Source organism: Paraburkholderia sp. RAU2J (assembly GCF_003634845.1).
GTDB lineage: Bacteria > Pseudomonadota > Gammaproteobacteria > Burkholderiales > Burkholderiaceae > Paraburkholderia > Paraburkholderia fynbosensis.
On sequence record NZ_RBXG01000001.1, the window covers coordinates 2,519,736 to 2,537,094 of the forward strand.

Genomic DNA, 17,359 nt, shown 5'->3' on the forward strand with positions numbered 1-17,359 from the left:
GCGGATGCTAACAAACTTTTGCGCGGCTCGGGGCGAAACGTGGCTCACCTTGCATCTGCATGACAGGATTTCGGTCAATTCTGGTCAATATCGAGATTCGGGGACAGGGCGCCAAGGCAATATTTGCTTGACCGCGCAGGCGTCTGCAGATATCGTCGCTGGTTCGCAACATAAGTGACTTGTCTCAATTGAGGTGTGGCCCAAGAAGCTCACCTGTCAACTGGACGCGCCGCTTGAACCCGAGCCACAAGCCCGGCAGAGAGCACCCGATCAATTTTTTGCCGAAAATTCGAAAGGTGAATAAATGAATATGCCCAGCGCGGAATTCTCCACGTCGGATACGACTCCCCATCAGGAAGCTGACTCTATTGGCGGCACCGTGCTCATGAAGGCACTGGCCGACGAAGACGTCGAGTTCATCTGGGGCTATCCCGGCGGCTCGGTACTCTACATTTACGACGAGCTGTACAAGCAGGACAAGTTCCAGCACGTCCTCGTACGCCACGAGCAGGCCGCGGTCCACGCCGCCGACGCGTATGCGCGCTCCACCGGCAAGGTCGGTGTGTGCCTCGTGACCTCCGGCCCCGGCGTCACCAATGCGGTGACCGGCATCGCCACCGCCTACATGGATTCGATTCCGATGGTGGTGATCAGCGGCCAGGTGCCGACTGCCGCGATCGGCCAGGACGCGTTCCAGGAGTGCGACACGGTCGGCATCACGCGTCCTTGCGTGAAGCACAACTTCCTCGTGAAGGACGTGCGCGATCTCGCCGCCACCGTCAAGAAAGCTTTCTATATCGCCCGTACTGGTCGCCCCGGCCCGGTGCTGATCGACATTCCGAAAGACGTGTCGAAAGCGCCTTGCCAGTACGAACCCGTGAAGAGCGTTTCGCTGCGCTCGTATAACCCGGTGACCAAGGGCCACTCCGGCCAGATCCGCAAGGCGGTCTCGCTGTTGCTGTCGGCCAAGCGTCCGTACATCTACACCGGCGGCGGCATCATTCTCGCGGATGCATCGCGTGAGCTGAATCAGTTCGCCGACCTGCTCGGCTACCCGATCACCAACACGTTGATGGGTCTGGGCGGCTACCGCGCGAGCGACAAAAAATTCCTCGGCATGCTCGGCATGCACGGCACGTACGAAGCCAACATGGCGATGCAGCACTGCGACGTGCTGATCGCGATCGGCGCGCGCTTCGACGACCGCGTGATCGGCGACCCGACGCACTTCGCGTCGCGTCCGCGCAAGATCATCCATATCGACATCGATCCTTCTTCCATTTCCAAGCGCGTCAAGGTCGACATTCCGATCGTCGGCGACGTGAAGGAAGTGCTCAAAGAACTGATCGAGCAGTTGCAGACGGCCGAGCATGGCCCGGACACCGAGGCACTCGCCGACTGGTGGAAGGACATCGAAGCCTGGCGCGCGAAAGACTGCCTGAAGTTCGACCGCAAGAGCGACATCATCAAGCCGCAGTACGTGGTGGAAAAGGCGTGGGAACTGACCGACGGCAATGCCTTCGTGTGTTCCGACGTCGGCCAGCACCAGATGTGGGCCGCGCAGTTCTACAAGTTCAACAAGCCGCGCCGCTGGATCAATTCCGGTGGCCTCGGCACGATGGGCTTCGGCCTGCCGGCGGCGATGGGCGTGAAGATGGCGCACCCGGACGACGACGTGCTCTGCATCACGGGCGAAGGTTCGATCCAGATGTGCATCCAGGAACTGTCGACCTGCAAGCAGTACGACACCCCTGTGAAGATCATTTCGCTGAACAACCGCTATCTGGGCATGGTGCGCCAGTGGCAGCAGATCGAATACAGCAAGCGCTATTCGCATTCGTACATGGATGCCCTGCCGGACTTCGTGAAGCTCGCCGAAGCGTACGGCCACGTCGGCATGCGTATCGAACGCACGGCCGACGTCGAGCCGGCGTTGAAGGAAGCGCTGCGCCTCAAAGATCGCACGGTGTTTCTCGATTTCCAGACCGATCCGACCGAAAACGTCTGGCCGATGGTCCAGGCCGGCAAGGGCATCACCGAGATGCTCATGGGTTCGGAAGATCTATAGCGACCGTTTCCGACGCCGGCTTCGTCACGCGCGCCTTCACGAAGGGCGAACGCGGACGAAGGGGCGCGAGGCGGCTCGCAGACATCGACAAACATCTGGAAGAAGCGAATCATGAGACACATCATTTCCGTCCTGCTGGAAAACGAACCGGGCGCGTTGTCACGCGTGGTGGGTCTGTTCTCGGCACGCGGCTACAACATTGAAACCTTGACGGTGGCTCCGACCGAAGACCGTTCGCTGTCGCGCATGACCATCGTCTCCATTGGCTCGGACGACGTGATCGAACAGATCACGAAGCATCTGAACCGCCTGATCGAGGTGGTGAAAGTGGTCGACCTTACCGAGGGCGCCCACATCGAGCGCGAGCTGATGTTGATCAAGGTGAGGGCGGTCGGCAAGGAACGTGAGGAAATGAAGCGGATGTCGGATATTTTCCGCGGCCGCATCATCGACGTCACCGAAAAGACCTACACGATCGAACTGACGGGTGCGAGCGACAAGCTCGACGCTTTCATCGAAGGGCTCGATTCCACGGCGATTCTCGAGACGGTCCGTACGGGCAGCTCGGGCATCGGGCGCGGCGAGCGCATTCTGAAGGTCTGACGCGCGGCGCCCGGGTGTCGTGCCTGGGGCGCCGTGACCAAACGTTTCGATCGAGGTCCGGCAGTACATCACGAACCCGGCCAGCAACACACTATTCGCAGTATTTGCATTTCACTGATTCATCGAATTTAGCCAAGGAACCGACATGAAAGTTTTCTACGACAAGGACGCCGACCTCTCCCTGATCAAGGGCAAGCAAGTCACCATCATCGGCTATGGCTCGCAAGGCCATGCGCACGCGCTGAACCTGAAGGAAAGCGGCGTGAACATCACGGTCGGTCTGCGCAAGGGCGGCGCATCGTGGAGCAAGGCTGAGAACGCCGGCCTGCAAGTCAAGGAAGTGGCGGAAGCCGTCAAGGGCGCGGACGTCGTCATGATGCTGCTGCCGGACGAGCAGATCGCCGAAGTCTATGCGAAGGAAGTGCACGCCAATGCCAAGCAAGGCGCGGCGCTGGCATTCGCGCACGGCTTTAACGTGCATTACGGTCAAGTGATTCCGCGTGCCGACCTCGACGTGATCATGATCGCGCCGAAGGCGCCGGGCCACACGGTTCGCGGCACCTACTCGCAAGGTGGCGGCGTGCCGCACCTGATCGCTGTCGCGCAAGACAAGTCGGGCGCAGCACGTGACATCGCGCTGTCGTACGCAGCGGCGAACGGCGGCGGCCGTGCCGGGATCATCGAAACGAACTTCCGCGAAGAAACGGAAACCGACCTGTTCGGCGAGCAGGCTGTTCTGTGCGGCGGTACGGTCGACCTGATCAAGGCCGGCTTCGAAACGCTGGTGGAAGCGGGTTACGCGCCGGAAATGGCGTACTTCGAGTGCCTGCACGAACTGAAGCTGATCGTCGACCTGATCTACGAAGGCGGCATCGCGAACATGAACTACTCGATCTCGAACAACGCCGAATACGGCGAGTACGTGACGGGTCCGCGTATCGTGACGGCTGAAACGAAGAAGGCGATGAAGGCCGTGCTGACCGACATCCAGACGGGCGAGTACGCAAAGAGCTTCATCATCGAAAACAAGGCAGGCGCACCGACGCTGCAATCGCGCCGCCGTCTGACGGCCGAGCACCAGATCGAACAGGTCGGCTCGAAGCTGCGCGCGATGATGCCGTGGATCGCGAAGAACAAGCTGGTCGACCAGTCGAAGAACTAAGCGAATTGCTGCTTGAGTCCGGCGCGGTGTGCTGCTGATGCAGTGCCGCAGCGGCCGGACAAATCAAAAAGCCGTCCAAGGGTGCTGAACCCTGGGCGGCTTTTGCTATCCTACGGTTTTACAAAAATACAGAAGCCATCCATGAATTACCCTCATCCGATCATCGCGCGAGAAGGCTGGCCGTTCATCGCCATCGCGGCTGTCGTTGCATTACTGGTTCACGCCTTCGCGGGGTTCGGGATTGCATGGCTGTTCTGGCTGATCCTGATTTTCATCGTGCAGTTCTTCCGCGATCCGGCCCGCCCGATTCCCACCCAGGCGAACGCCGTGCTGTGCCCGGCCGACGGCCGCATCGTCGCAGTCGAAACCGCGCACGATCCGTACGCGAATCGTGAAGCGCTGAAGATCAGCGTGTTCATGAACGTCTTCAACGTCCACTCGCAGCGTTCGCCGGTGGATGGCGCGATCTCCAAGGTCGAATACTTCCCGGGCGCCTATCTGAATGCCGCGGTGGACAAGGCTTCGACTGAGAACGAGCGCAATGCGGTGGTGATCGAAATGGCCGGCGGCCAGACGGTGACGTCGGTGCAGATTGCCGGTTTGATCGCGCGGCGTATTCTTTGCTACGTCAGGGCAGGCGAGCCGCTTACCCGTGGCCAGCGTTACGGGTTCATCCGGTTCGGCTCGCGCGTCGACGTGTATCTGCCGGTGGGCAGCCGTCCGCGTGTGTCGATCGGCGAGAAGGTGTCCGCATCGTCCACGATCCTCGCTGAACTCTAAAGCGGCACACAGGAGGTTTTCGAATGGCCGCATTCAAACCGCGTCGACCCCGTAATAGCGGCGGGCCGCTGCCGCGTCCGTTCCGCCGCAACAAGCCGATGGTGGCGGAGTCGCCTGCCGTCGAGAGCCGGCGCGCGCAGCGTCAGCAGTTCCTGAGAAAGCGCGGCATTTATCTGTTGCCGAACGCGTTCACGACGGCGGCGCTGTTCTGCGGCTTCTTTGCCGTCGTGCAGGCAATGAACGTGCGCTTCGAAATCGCGGCCATCGCGATCTTCGTGGCGATGGTGCTCGACGGCATGGACGGTCGCGTCGCGCGTATGACGCATACGCAAAGCGCATTCGGCGAGCAGTTCGACAGCCTGTCGGACATGGTGTCGTTCGGTGTCGCGCCCGCGCTCGTCATGTATGAGTGGATTCTGAAGGACCTCGGCCGCTGGGGCTGGCTTGCGGCGTTTGTCTACTGTTCGGGCGCGGCGTTGCGGCTTGCGCGCTTCAATACGAACATCGGCGTGGTCGACAAGCGTTTCTTTCAGGGCATGCCGAGCCCGGCTGCGGCGGCGCTGATCGCCGGTTTCGTCTGGCTCGCCACCGACAACCGCGTGCCGCTGAAGTTGGTCTGGCTGCCGTGGGTCGCGTTCGTGCTGACCATCTACGCCGGCGTGACGATGGTGTCGAATGCGCCGTTCTATAGTGGCAAGGCACTCGACGTGCGGCATCGCGTGCCGTTCGGCGTGATCCTGCTGGTCGTGGTCGCGTTCGTGCTGGTGTCGTCCGATCCGCCGCTGATGCTGTTCGGCCTCTTCGTGCTGTATGGTCTGTCCGGCTATGTGTTCTGGGGCTACCAGGCGTTGCGGGGCAGGGCGAATCCAGCGCGCTCGGTGGCGCACGACAGGTAACGGCCTGCGGCTTTCCAGCTGGCCACGACATGCAAAAACGGCATCCTTCGGGGTGCCGTTTTCCTTTGCCAGGCCCGTCTGGCGACGCTTCCAAGGCAGGTCCGACGCCAATTGCGTGGCGGCGGGAATGCCGCTATAGTCGTCGGATAACGTGCGTTCAGGCTCGCATTTGAGTCGCAATGCGAGCCTCGGCAAGCCGGCACACCGTCCCCACGTGCGAGTGCCGGCGCGGCTGCCGCGCTGATCGTCGACAATCATTTCGCCCTCCGTGTGCCGCGTCTGCGGCCGAGCGTCTCCAGCGCACGCAAAACACCCGAACTCCACTATCCGATCCCCCATCTGAAGACTCCTGAGGAGCCCCGACATGTCCGACAAACTGATCATTTTCGACACGACGCTGCGTGACGGCGAGCAATCGCCCGGCGCGTCGATGACGAAGGAAGAGAAAATCCGCATCGCCAAGCAGCTCGAACGGATGAAAGTGGACGTGATCGAAGCCGGCTTCGCGGCAAGTTCGAACGGCGACTTCGATTCGATCCAGACGATCGCGGGGCTGATCAAGGACAGCACGATCTGCTCGCTCGCCCGTGCGAACGACAAGGACATCCAGCGCGCTGCCGACGCCCTCAAGCCGGCCGATCATTTCCGCATCCATACGTTCATCGCGACGTCGCCGCTGCACATGGAAAAGAAGCTGCGCATGACGCCCGACCAGGTGTTCGAGCAGGCGAAGCTGGCGGTGCGCTTTGCGCGCAAATTCACGGACGACGTCGAGTTCTCGCCGGAAGACGGCAGCCGCTCGGACATGGATTTCCTGTGCCGCGTACTCGAAGCGGTGATCGCCGAAGGCGCGACCACGATCAACATCGCGGACACGGTCGGCTACGGCGTGCCGGAACTGTATGGCCAACTCGTGAAGACGCTGCGCGAGCGCATTCCGAACTCGCACAAGGCGGTGTTTTCGGTGCATTGCCATAACGACCTCGGCATGGCGGTGGCGAACTCGCTGGCCGGTGTACAGCTCGGCGGTGCGCGCCAGGTCGAGTGCACGATCAATGGTCTCGGCGAGCGCGCAGGCAATACCTCGCTCGAAGAAATCGTGATGGCGGTGAAGACCCGCAAGGATTACTTCGGCCTCGAACTCGGCCTCGACACGACGCAGATCGTGCCGGCCTCGAAGCTGGTGTCGCAGATCACCGGTTTCGTCGTGCAGCCGAACAAGGCGGTGGTCGGCGCGAACGCGTTCGCGCATGCGTCCGGCATTCATCAGGACGGCGTGCTGAAAGCGCGCGACACCTACGAAATCATGCGCGCCGAAGACGTGGGCTGGAGCGCGAACAAGATCGTGCTCGGCAAGCTGTCGGGCCGCAATGCGTTCAAGCAGCGCTTGCAGGAACTCGGCATCGCGCTCGACAGCGAGGCGGAGTTGAACACCGCGTTCGCGCGCTTCAAGGAACTGGCCGACCGCAAGGCCGAAATCTTCGACGAGGACATCATCGCGATCGTCACTGAAGAATCGGCCGAAGCGCAGCAGAAGGAGCACTACAAGTTCGTGGCGCTCTCGCAGCATTCGGAAACCGGCGAGCAGCCGCACGCGAAGGTCGTGTTCTCGGTGGAAGGCAAGGAAATCACCGGCGAGGCGCGTGGCAACGGCCCGGTCGATGCCACGCTCAACGCGATCGAAACGGAAGTGGGCAGCGGCTCGGAACTGCTGCTGTACTCGGTCAACGCGATCACGACCGGCACTCAGGCACAGGGCGAGGTGACCGTGCGCCTGTCGAAGAGCGGGCGCATCGTCAATGGCGTGGGCACCGATCCGGATATCGTCGCGGCTTCCGCGAAGGCTTATATCTCGGCGCTCAACAAGCTGTATTCGAATGTCGACAAGTTGAATCCGCAACGCTCGGAGTGACGCGAGCGCGGCGCGCTGATGGCGTGACCGTCTATGCCGAAGCAGAGCCCCGTGCCGTTGCAGGCGCGGGGCTTTTGTTTGGGTGCGCCGGGATTGCTGTGCGCATGCCATGACGCCATCAGCGCGGCGTTTTGCGTGTATCTGGATGTCCCGCCAACTATTCCGCCGCCGTGCGCCGCATCGACCAGCCGCGTGCCGCGCGAGCCTGCGCCTGAACCTGATGCCGCACGTCGACGGCGATCCCGCGGCGCGGCGCATCGACGACGAACGCGTCGAGCAACTCGCGCACATCGTGGTCGACGAAATCGGCGCGCGTCGCGTCGACGATCACGGTCGCGCCGTCGGGAATCTGCTGCAGGTAATGCTTGAGCGGCACCTTGCCGAGAAACGACACATCCTTGCGGAACGACAGCAGATAGTGATCGCCATGTTGCGCGAGCACGAGCGGACTGCGCAGGTTCGCATACAGCGCGAGCAGCACGCTGCACAGAATGCCGAGCACGATGCCGATCAGCAGGTCGGTCGCAAGCACGCCGAGCAGCGTGACGATGAACGGTGCGAACGGCGCGAACCCCTGCCTTGCGATAGCGACGAACAACGACGGTTTGGCGAGCTTCAGCCCCGTGAAGATCAGGATCGCCGCAAGGCAGGCGAGCGGAATCAGATTGATCACGCTGGTCAGCGCAAACACGCTGACCAGCAGCAGGACGCCGTGAATGATCGCCGACAGCCGGCTCTGCGCACCCGCGTGCACGTTGGCGGAGCTGCGCACGATCACCGACGTGATCGGCAGGCCGCCGATCGCGCCCGCGATCAGATTGCCCACGCCTTGTGCCTTCAACTCACGATCCGGCGGCGCGGCGCGTCGTTCGGGATCGATCTGCTCGACCGCTTCCAGGCTCAACAGCGTTTCAAGACTCGCGACGATCGCGAGCGTGATGGCGACTCGCCAGACGTCGGGATTGACGAGTTGTGCGAAGTGCGGCCCGAAGTCGGCCCATTCGAGCGCGAGCCGCAGCGCCGCGAACGATTCCAATGAAGGCAGCGCGACCCGATGTTCGGCAGGCGGCGCGAGCGACGGCGCCAGCAGACTCAGCAGCAACGTCGCGCCAATTCCCAGCAGCACCACCGCGAGCGGCGCCGGCACGAGGCGCACCAGCGCGAAGCGACGCAGCGCGCGGGTTTCCCAGCCGACCAGGATCGCGAGCGACAGCAACGTGATCAAGCCGGCCGTCAGCGAGATCGAGCCGAACCGTGTCGCGACCGTGCCGGCCGCCTGAGCTGCGGCTTGCGCTGCGGACGACGCGTGAGCGCCGACCCACCCAAGCGCGAGGGGAAATTGCTTGACGATCAACAGCACGCCGATGGCCGCGAGCATGCCCTTGATGACCGGCGACGGCACATAGGCGGCGAACCGGCCGGCCTTGAGCATGCCGAAGCCGAACTGGATCGCGCCGGACAGCAGCACGGCCAGCAGGAAGGCGGAAAAGCTGCCAAGTTGCGCGATACCGTCGACGACGATCACGACGAGACCCGCCGCCGGTCCGCTCACGCTCAGGCGCGAGCCGCTCAGCACGGCCACCACCAGCCCGCCGACGATGCCCGATACCAGCCCGGCGAACGGTTCGACACCCGAGGCATTGGCGATGCCCAGACAGAGCGGCAACGCCACCAGAAAAACGACCGTGCCCGCTAGCAGATCGCGCTGAAACGTGGAGAAAAAAGCCTGAAGGTTCATGGTGTCGGTGCGGTAAGGGATGGCGGCAGATGGCCGGAAAGGGCTGGACCGGCTTCGGTTCCAGCGGCGGTTCGAACGACGCGGCGCACTGCGCTGTGCGCTAGGCGGCGCTATGGGCGGCGGTCGTGCAGGTCGTCGCGTCGTCGGCTTCATAGCCGGACGTGAGGACCTTGATGCGCCCGTCGTCGAGCGCGAAGATCCAGCCGTGGACGAGCGGCGCCGGATCGGCTTCCAGCACGATCGGACTCGCGCGCAGCCGGCGTACCTGTTCGAGCACGTTCAGTTCGGCGAGGCGATCGACACGCTCACGTTCGCTCGCATGGCCATGCAGTTCCTCGCGATGCGTCTTCGCCAGCGCGCAGAGCGGCGCGATCCGGCGATTCACGTGCGGCAGCCCCGGGTCCGGCGGCAACAGCGCGGCGCGCACGCCGCCGCAGCCGTAGTGGCCGCAGACGATCACATGGCCGACCTTCAGCACCCGCACCGCGTATTCGAGGACGCTCGCGGAGTTGTCGTCGCCGGGATGAAAGAGGTTGGCGATGTTGCGGTGGACGAACAGATCACCGGGCTCGCAATGCGTGATGGTTTCGGCGGGCACGCGGCTGTCCGAGCAGCCGATCCACAGCACATGAGGGTTCTGGCCACGCACCAGATCACGAAAAAAACCGGGGTTGCGCGCGGCGGTTTCATGCGCCCATGCAACGTTGGCGACCAGCAGACGTTTGGGACGGTTCATCGATAGCGGCTCCGTAAGTGAGAGAGCACCCATTCGGTGCCGGATCACGGGGCTGTGCCCTGCTGCTCTTCAGGGAGCCGGCGCCAAATTCATGCTTACGAATGCCTTTCTATCAAAAAATAAATCGGCTGTGCCCGAACAAAATTCGCGGGTATGCACAATAAATAAATAAAAAAAGCCGCCTCGGGGAAGGCGGCTTCGTAGATGCTCGCGCATAGCGTTCGGGCAAGCGCTCAGAATATGTTGCGGCGGCCCGGATCGTGCAACGGGTCAGGCGTTTTCTGCGTGAGCCGCACGATGCCCTGTTCGTCGAAATAGAAGCTGTACATCATGTACCAGACGTTGTCTTCGAGGTAGCGATACGTCCAGACTTCACGCTTCATCAACGGGAAATACGTGGTTTCGACCGGGCGGCCGAAATTCACCAGCACGTCGCTCCTGGTCCATTTGCCGATTTCGGCCCGATAGAACTCGTTGGGTTGCAGCACCTGGCGCACGTTGACGATCTTGCCGGCCGCGTCGATGTCGGCGGCGGTGGTCGTTTCGCCCATCGGCTGGGTTGGCCACATCAGGCGTCTGCCGCCGTTCGGCAGGTCGTAGACTTCGCGCGGCGGGCCGAGGCGCGCGACGATGGTCGATTCGTCCGCTCCCTGTTGATACTGCTGCCAGGGCTGCGCGCAGCCGGCGAGCGTCAACGCGCTCAGGCAGACGAGCGCCGCGCGGCGCAGACGTCCGGCGGCCGGCGCTGCGCTCGGGGCCGCTGTGGCGTGATGACGGTTCAACATGAATTCCTCCGATGGTGTTTGAGTAGCGGTTTTTATCATCGAGACGCATCATTTTGACACGCGCTGTGGCAAAGGATCTGCGCTTCGCGCGCACGCCGTGCGCCTGGTGCGATAACGGCTGTGCCGGCTTGCTTATTCCGTCCGGTACGTCCTATGATCCGCGCTTCGACGATTCAGGCGGGGCAATGACGATGGCGATGTGGCAACGGCGGGCGGCAGCGGCGCTGGCGGCGATTTCGATGGCCGCGGCGGCTTATGCGGCGGCCCAGACGGCGGCGAACCCGGGCGCCAATTCGACCGCAAACGCGGCGACGAAGCCCGCCGGTGCGCCGATCCGGCTCGCGCTTATCGAAGGCATGTCGGGGCCGTTCGCGAACGCGGGCGCGGCGGTCGAGCGCAATCTGCGCTTCGGCGTCGAGCAGGTGAATGCGCAGGGCGGCGTAAAGCTCGCCGACGGCGCTCACCCGTTCGAACTGGTCGTACTCGACAGCAAGGGCAGCGCCGAAGATGCGCTCACGCAACTGCGCGCGGCCGCCGACCGCCATATCGGCTACGTCATGCAGGGCAACAGTTCGGCGGTCGCCGCCGCGCTGATCGGCGCAATCAACAAGCAGAACAGCCGCGAGCCGGGCAACCGCGCGCTGTTCCTCAATTATTCCGCCGACGACCCCGCGCTCACCAACGCCAATTGCAGCTTCTGGCATTTCCGCTTCGACGCGCACGCAGGCATGCGCATGGACGCGCTGGCGGACGTGATCCAGCGCGACAAGGCGGTGAAGAAGGTGTATCTGCTGAATCAGGATTACAGCTTCGGCCACGACGTCAGCAGCCTCGCGCGCTCAACGCTGGCGGCGAAGCGCCCGGATATCGCGGTGGTCGGCGACGAGTTTCATCCGATCGGCCGCGTCAAGGATTTCGCGCCCTACATGGCGAAAATCCGCGCGAGCGGTGCCGACGCGGTGATCACCGGTAACTGGGGCAACGACCTGACGCTGCTCGTCAAGGCGGCGCGTGAGCAGGGGCTGGACACGAAGTTCTACACCTTCTACGGCAACAGCCTCGGGGCGCCAGCGGCGCTGGGCGACGCGGGCGTCGGTCACGTGATTGCGGTCGCCGACTGGCACCCGAACGCGGGCGGCGCCGCTTCCGACGCTTGGTACGCCGCGTTCCGGACCCGTTTCTCCGCCGCGCAGGACGACTACCCGGTGCTGCGCATGCCCTTGATGATCGAAACCCTTGCCGCGGCGATGAACCGGGCCGGCAGCGCCGATCCCACAGCCGTCGCCCGCGCGCTGGAGGGGCTGCGCTTCGACAACGGCTTTCACGCATCGTGGATGCGCGCCGACGACCATCAGCTGATTCAGCCCCTGTATGTGATGGAGATGGACAAAGCCGGCACGCCGGGCGTGCGCTTCGACAACGAAGGCTCCGGCTACGGCTTTCGCACGGTGTTGGCGTTGCCGCCCGAGCGCACCGTCGCGCCGACCGTTTGCAAGATGCGGCGGCCCTGACGCCGGCGGGCGTGCTAGGGCGTCGCGCGCACGCGGTTGGGTACGGTTCGCCCGGCTCGGCTGGGTTCGCGGCTGGTTCGCGCTGTGCTACAATACGCGTCCCGTTGTGAGGCAGGGGTGTGATTCTGTCCTGCATGCGGGGTAATCCACGGCACGGCCTTTCTTCCGTGACCGCCTGTCCAGTTCTCAAGGAAATAGACATGTCCGCAGTTGAAACAAGCAAGAAGTCCGAAGTCGTTGCGCAATTCGCACGCGCAGCTAACGACACCGGCTCCCCCGAAGTTCAGGTCGCGCTGCTCACGACCCGCATCAACGAACTGACCGTTCACTTCAAGGCACACGCGAAAGATCACCACAGCCGCCGCGGTCTGCTGCGCATGGTGAGCCGCCGTCGTAAGCTGCTCGACTACCTGAAGAGCAAGGACGCGGATCGTTACCGCAGCCTGATCGAGAAGCTGGGTCTGCGTAAGTAATCGGCCAGTCGTTCAGCAAGATGCCTGTGTCAGGTTCACTGATACAGGCATTTTGTTTTTGCACGATGCGCTTCACGTGATGCGCATCGCCTGTCGTCCGCAGTGGCGTGCCGGTTCATGCAGCGGGGGCAGGCAAGAGCAGTATTTGCAGTAACCCAGGCAGTAGTTAAAGCAGTAGAGCAAGCAGCAAAAAAGAAACACGGCCGGGCCCCAGGGCGGAGCTTTGTGTCATTCCAGCGGTTCACGCATGTACCCGACGCAGCGCGTGGTTCTCTGGAATGGCATAACACTACTCTTCCCATGTGGCGCCGGTCTGGCGTTGCCGCGCCGCTTCTGGTCCGCGCGGCATTACGATGAGGAAAGCAATGACTATGTTCAATAAGATCGTCAAAGAGTTCAAGTGGGGACAACATAACGTTCGCCTCGAAACCGGCGAAATCGCTCGCCAAGCGAGCGGTGCGGTGATCGTCGACGTCGAAGACACCGTCGTGCTGGCAACCGTGGTCGGCGCCAAGACGGCCAAGCCGGGCCAGGACTTCTTCCCGCTGACCGTCGACTACCTCGAAAAGACCTACGCCGCCGGTAAGATCCCGGGTGGCTTCTTCCGCCGCGAAGGCCGTCCGTCGGAAGGCGAAACGCTGACCTCGCGCCTGATCGATCGTCCGCTGCGCCCGCTGTTCCCGGAAGGCTTCTACAACGAAGTCCAGGTCGTGATCCACGTCCTGTCGCTGAACCCGGAAATCCCCGCCGACATCCCCGCGCTGATCGGCGCGTCAGCGGCGCTCGCCGTGTCCGGTCTGCCGTTCAACGGCCCGGTCGGCGCAGCACGCGTGGCCTACATCAACAACGAATACGTGTTGAACCCGACGCGTTCGCAAATGAAGGAATCGGCGCTCGACCTGATCGTCGCCGGTACGGAGCGCGCGGTGCTGATGGTGGAATCGGAAGCGCAGCAGTTGAGCGAAGAAGTGATGCTCGGCGGCGTGGTGTTCGGCCATGAGCAAATGCAGATCGCGATCGACGCGATCCACGATCTGGTCCGCGAAGGCGGCAAGCCGGAATGGGATTGGCAACCGGCGGCGAAGAACGAGCCGCTGATCGCACGCGTGACGGAACTGGCGCAAGCCGACCTGCTCGCCGCTTACCAGATCCGCGACAAGCAGGCGCGTTCGGCCAAGCTGAAGGAAGTCTACGCAGCGACGTCGGCGAAGCTCGAAGAAGACGCAGCGGCAAGCGGTACGCCGGCAGCCGACAAGGCCACCGTCGGCAACGTGCTGTTCGACATCGAAGCGAAGATCGTCCGCACGCAGATCCTGAACGGCGAGCCGCGTATCGACGGCCGTGACACGCGCACCGTGCGCCCGATCGAAATCCGTACCGGCGTGCTGCCGCGTACGCACGGCTCGGCACTGTTCACGCGCGGCGAAACGCAAGCGCTGGTGATTGCCACACTCGGCACGAAGGGCGACGAGCAGAACATCGACGCGCTTGAAGGCGAGTACCGCGAACGCTTCATGCTCCACTACAACATGCCTCCGTTCGCGACCGGCGAAACGGGCCGCGTCGGTTCGCCGAAGCGCCGTGAAATCGGTCACGGCCGTCTGGCCAAGCGCGCGCTGGCTGCGTGCCTGCCGAGCGCCGACGAATTCGGCTACTCGATCCGCGTCGTGTCGGAAATCACGGAGTCGAACGGTTCGTCGTCGATGGCTTCGGTGTGCGGCGGCTGCCTCGCGCTGATGGACGCCGGCGTGCCGATGAAGGCACACGTCGCCGGCATCGCGATGGGCCTGATCCTCGAAGGCAACCGTTTTGCCGTGCTGACCGACATCCTCGGCGACGAAGATCACCTCGGCGACATGGACTTCAAGGTGGCGGGTACCGAGCAAGGCGTGACCGCGCTGCAGATGGACATCAAGATCCAGGGCATCACGAAGGAAATCATGCAGGTCGCCCTCGCGCAAGCGAAGGAAGGCCGTATGCACATCCTCGGCAAGATGACCTCGGCGGTGTCGGGCGCGAACACGCAGTTGTCGGAGTTCGCACCGCGCATGATCACCATCAAGATCAACCCGGAAAAGATCCGCGACGTGATCGGCAAGGGTGGTTCGGTGATCCGCGCGCTGACCGAAGAAACCGGCACGACGATCGATATTTCCGACGACGGCGTCGTCACCATCGCGAGCACGAGCAGCGAAGGGATGGCCGAAGCGAAGAAGCGTATCGAGAACATCACGCTGGAAGTCGAAGTGGGCCAGGTGTACGAAGGCACCGTGCTCAAGCTGCTCGATTTCGGCGCGATCGTGAACATCCTGCCGGGCAAGGACGGTCTGCTGCATATCTCTGAAATCGCCAACGAGCGCATCAAAGACATCAACGACTATCTGAAGGACGGCCAGCAGGTCAAGGTCAAGGTCATCCAAACGGACGAGAAGGGCCGCGTGCGTTTGTCGGCCAAGGCATTGCTGAACGACGCCGCGGACGGCGCGCCGCAAGGCGAGCCGACGCCGCAGTAATGCGGTAGCGGAGCAACGGCCGGCAGCGCGAATGCGCGCCGGCCGTTTTTCATGCAGGGTGGATTGCGTTGCAGATGAGTGCAAATGGCGACAAGCGGGTACTCTGTTTGCGTCGGGCGCTTTGCCGTAGGTCGGACGATTCGCGTCCGTCGCGGTGAGCAACGGGTATGCAACGCAATCCAATCTTGGAGTTGACGCAGATGAAAGCGATCGAAATCACCGAATTCGGTGCGCCGGACGTCCTCAAGCTGGCGGAACGACCCACGCCGCAGCCGAAAGCGGGTGAGGTGCTGATCAAGGTGGCGGCATCCGGCATCAACCGTCCGGATGTGTTCCAGCGCAAGGGCGGCTATGCGCCGCCGCCCGGTGCGTCGGATCTGCCGGGGCTGGAGGTGGCGGGTGAGATCGTCGGCGGTGCGATCGACGAAAAGAACAACCCGTTTGGTTTGAAAATCGGCGACCGTGTGTGTGCCTTGCTGGCGGGCGGCGGTTACGCGGAATATGTGGCCGCGCCGCTGTTGCAGTGCTTGCCGGTGCCGGCGGGTTTGTCGGACGTCGAGGCGGCTTCGCTGCCGGAGACTTTCTTCACGGTGTGGAGCAACGTGTTCGATCGCGCGCAACTCGGCAAGGGCGAGGGCGCGCCGAACGAAACGCTGCTGGTGCAGGGCGGCTCGAGCGGCATCGGCGTGACGGCGATCCAGATTGCGCATGCGCTCGGTTTTCGCGTGTTCGCCACTGCCGGGTCGGATGAAAAGTGCCGTGCATGTGAGGCGCTGGGCGCCGAGCGGGCGATCAACTACAAGACGGAAGATTTCGTCGAAGTGATCAAGTCGCTGACCAACGATCGTGGCGTCGACGTGGTGCTCGACATGGTGGCGGGCAGCTACGTGCCGCGCGAACTCGCGGCGCTCGCCGACGGTGGTCGCATCGTCGTGATCGCTTTGTTGGGTGGCGCGAAGGCGGAGCTGAATCTGAACGAGGTGCTGCGCCGCCGTTTGACCGTGACCGGCTCGACGCTGCGTCCACGGCCGATCGAATTCAAGGCGAAGATCGCCGCGCGACTGAAAGAGCAGGTGTGGCCGCATCTCGAAGCGGGCCGTATCAAGCCTGTCGTGCACCGCGTGTTTCCGGCCGCGCAGGCCGCTGACGCGCATGCACTGATGGAAAGCAGCACGCACGTCGGCAAGATCGTACTGGCTTGGGGTGAGGGCGCTTGACACGGTCGGTTTGACCCGATCCACCCCACGCAGTAAAATTGCGCGTTTTGCGCACGCCGAATGAATCCGAACGGCGGACTGTAAGCGCAAACAAAGTCCGCCCGCCAAGACTAGACGAGACGATGTCGAAACAACAACGAGCCAAACTGGTAGTCGGTAACTGGAAGATGCACGGGCGTCTCGCTGCGAATGCCACGCTGTTGCAGGCTGTGGCGCAAGGCGCGGGCGATCTGCCGGCCGACGTGCGCGTGGGCGTGTGTGTGCCGAGTCTGTATCTTGCGCAGACTCAATCGTTGCTGGAAGGCAGTCGGGTCGTGTGGGGCCTGCAGGACGTGTCAGCGTTCACGCATGGTGCCTATACCGGTGAAGTGGCGGCACCCATGGCGACGGATTTCGGCGCGACGTTCGCGATCGTCGGTCACTCGGAGCGCCGTGCCTATCATCGCGAAAGCGCCGAGCTGGTCGCGGTGAAAACGCAGCGCGCGCTGGAAGCAGGTTTGACGCCGATCGTGTGCGTCGGTGAAACGCTCGAAGAGCGCGAAGCCGGTTCGACCGAGCAGGTGGTCGGCGCCCAGCTGGATGAAGTGCTGGCGAAGCTGTCGGTGCAGGAGGCGGCCCGTTTGGTCGTCGCGTACGAACCGGTCTGGGCGATCGGCACCGGCAAGAGCGCAAGCTCGGCCCAGGCGCAGGCAGTTCATGCGTTTCTGCGCGGGCGTCTGGCGGCAAAGGGCGTGGCGGTGGCGGATGTGCCGCTGTTGTATGGCGGCAGCGTAAAGCCGGAAAACGCGGAAGAATTGTTCCGTCAACCGGATATCGACGGCGGCCTGATCGGCGGCGCGTCGTTGAAGGACCAGGATTTCCTGGCGATCTGCAAGGCGGCGGCTGCAACCAGCGTCGCCGGTTAAGCAGGGCGCCTTGTCGAGGATGACCCCATCCCGCGAAACACACTGTGTGTGGCGCGGTTA

The 17,359-nt window shown here is 63.1% G+C and carries 14 protein-coding genes; 11 read left to right on the top strand and 3 right to left on the bottom strand.

Annotation, left to right across the window (positions count from 1 at the left end; all coding sequences use genetic code 11):
• Positions 1–304: 304 nt before the first annotated feature.
• The 6 genes from B0G69_RS11540 (at position 305) to B0G69_RS11565 (ending at position 7,421) form a co-directional block, all read left to right on the top strand.
• Positions 305–2,068, top strand: a complete 1,764-nt coding sequence (locus B0G69_RS11540; RefSeq protein ID WP_121317044.1) for an acetolactate synthase 3 catalytic subunit — start codon at positions 305–307, stop codon at positions 2,066–2,068.
• 111 nt (positions 2,069–2,179) lie between these two features.
• Positions 2,180–2,671, top strand: a complete 492-nt coding sequence (gene ilvN, locus B0G69_RS11545; protein ID WP_025602412.1) for an acetolactate synthase small subunit — start codon at positions 2,180–2,182, stop codon at positions 2,669–2,671.
• A 145-nt stretch (positions 2,672–2,816) separates the two neighbouring features.
• Entirely contained in the window at positions 2,817–3,833 is a 1,017-nt protein-coding gene (gene ilvC, locus B0G69_RS11550) for a ketol-acid reductoisomerase (RefSeq protein ID WP_006048219.1), read from the top strand.
• A 141-nt stretch (positions 3,834–3,974) separates the two neighbouring features.
• Complete coding sequence (locus B0G69_RS11555) at positions 3,975–4,613, top strand: phosphatidylserine decarboxylase (RefSeq protein WP_042327503.1); 639 nt, start codon at positions 3,975–3,977, stop codon at positions 4,611–4,613.
• A 23-nt stretch (positions 4,614–4,636) separates the two neighbouring features.
• Positions 4,637–5,509: a CDP-diacylglycerol--serine O-phosphatidyltransferase gene (gene pssA, locus B0G69_RS11560; RefSeq protein ID WP_121317047.1), complete on the top strand. Its 873-nt coding sequence runs from the start codon at positions 4,637–4,639 to the stop codon at positions 5,507–5,509.
• 364 nt (positions 5,510–5,873) lie between these two features.
• A complete protein-coding gene (locus B0G69_RS11565; protein ID WP_121317049.1) occupies positions 5,874–7,421 on the top strand; it encodes a 2-isopropylmalate synthase in 1,548 nt (515 codons plus the stop codon).
• A 157-nt stretch (positions 7,422–7,578) separates the two neighbouring features.
• Here the strand turns inward: B0G69_RS11565 and B0G69_RS11570 are convergent, their stop codons facing one another.
• From B0G69_RS11570 to B0G69_RS11580, 3 genes are all read right to left on the bottom strand, one after another.
• Entirely contained in the window at positions 7,579–9,159 is a 1,581-nt protein-coding gene (locus B0G69_RS11570) for a SulP family inorganic anion transporter (RefSeq protein ID WP_121317051.1), read from the bottom strand.
• Positions 9,160–9,259: 100 nt separating this feature from the next.
• Entirely contained in the window at positions 9,260–9,895 is a 636-nt protein-coding gene (locus B0G69_RS11575) for a carbonic anhydrase (protein WP_121317053.1), read from the bottom strand.
• Between the two features lie 233 nt (positions 9,896–10,128).
• Positions 10,129–10,680, bottom strand: a complete 552-nt coding sequence (locus tag B0G69_RS11580) for a hypothetical protein (protein ID WP_121317055.1) — start codon at positions 10,678–10,680, stop codon at positions 10,129–10,131.
• Between the two features lie 185 nt (positions 10,681–10,865).
• Between B0G69_RS11580 and B0G69_RS11585 the strand changes: the two genes are divergently transcribed.
• From B0G69_RS11585 to tpiA, 5 genes are all read left to right on the top strand, one after another.
• The gene (locus tag B0G69_RS11585) at positions 10,866–12,191 is read left to right on the top strand and encodes a branched-chain amino acid ABC transporter substrate-binding protein (RefSeq protein WP_121319328.1); all 1,326 of its coding nucleotides are present in this window, start codon (positions 10,866–10,868) and stop codon (positions 12,189–12,191) included.
• Positions 12,192–12,391: 200 nt separating this feature from the next.
• Positions 12,392–12,664, top strand: a complete 273-nt coding sequence (gene rpsO, locus B0G69_RS11590) for a 30S ribosomal protein S15 (RefSeq protein WP_121317057.1) — start codon at positions 12,392–12,394, stop codon at positions 12,662–12,664.
• A 365-nt stretch (positions 12,665–13,029) separates the two neighbouring features.
• Complete coding sequence (pnp, locus tag B0G69_RS11595) at positions 13,030–15,177, top strand: polyribonucleotide nucleotidyltransferase (protein ID WP_121317059.1); 2,148 nt, start codon at positions 13,030–13,032, stop codon at positions 15,175–15,177.
• Positions 15,178–15,377: 200 nt separating this feature from the next.
• On the top strand, positions 15,378–16,394 hold the full coding sequence (locus B0G69_RS11600) for an NAD(P)H-quinone oxidoreductase (RefSeq protein WP_121317061.1): 1,017 nt from the start codon (positions 15,378–15,380) through the stop codon (positions 16,392–16,394).
• Positions 16,395–16,516: 122 nt separating this feature from the next.
• On the top strand, positions 16,517–17,299 hold the full coding sequence (gene tpiA / locus B0G69_RS11605) for a triose-phosphate isomerase (protein ID WP_121317063.1): 783 nt from the start codon (positions 16,517–16,519) through the stop codon (positions 17,297–17,299).
• Positions 17,300–17,359 lie beyond the last annotated feature (60 nt).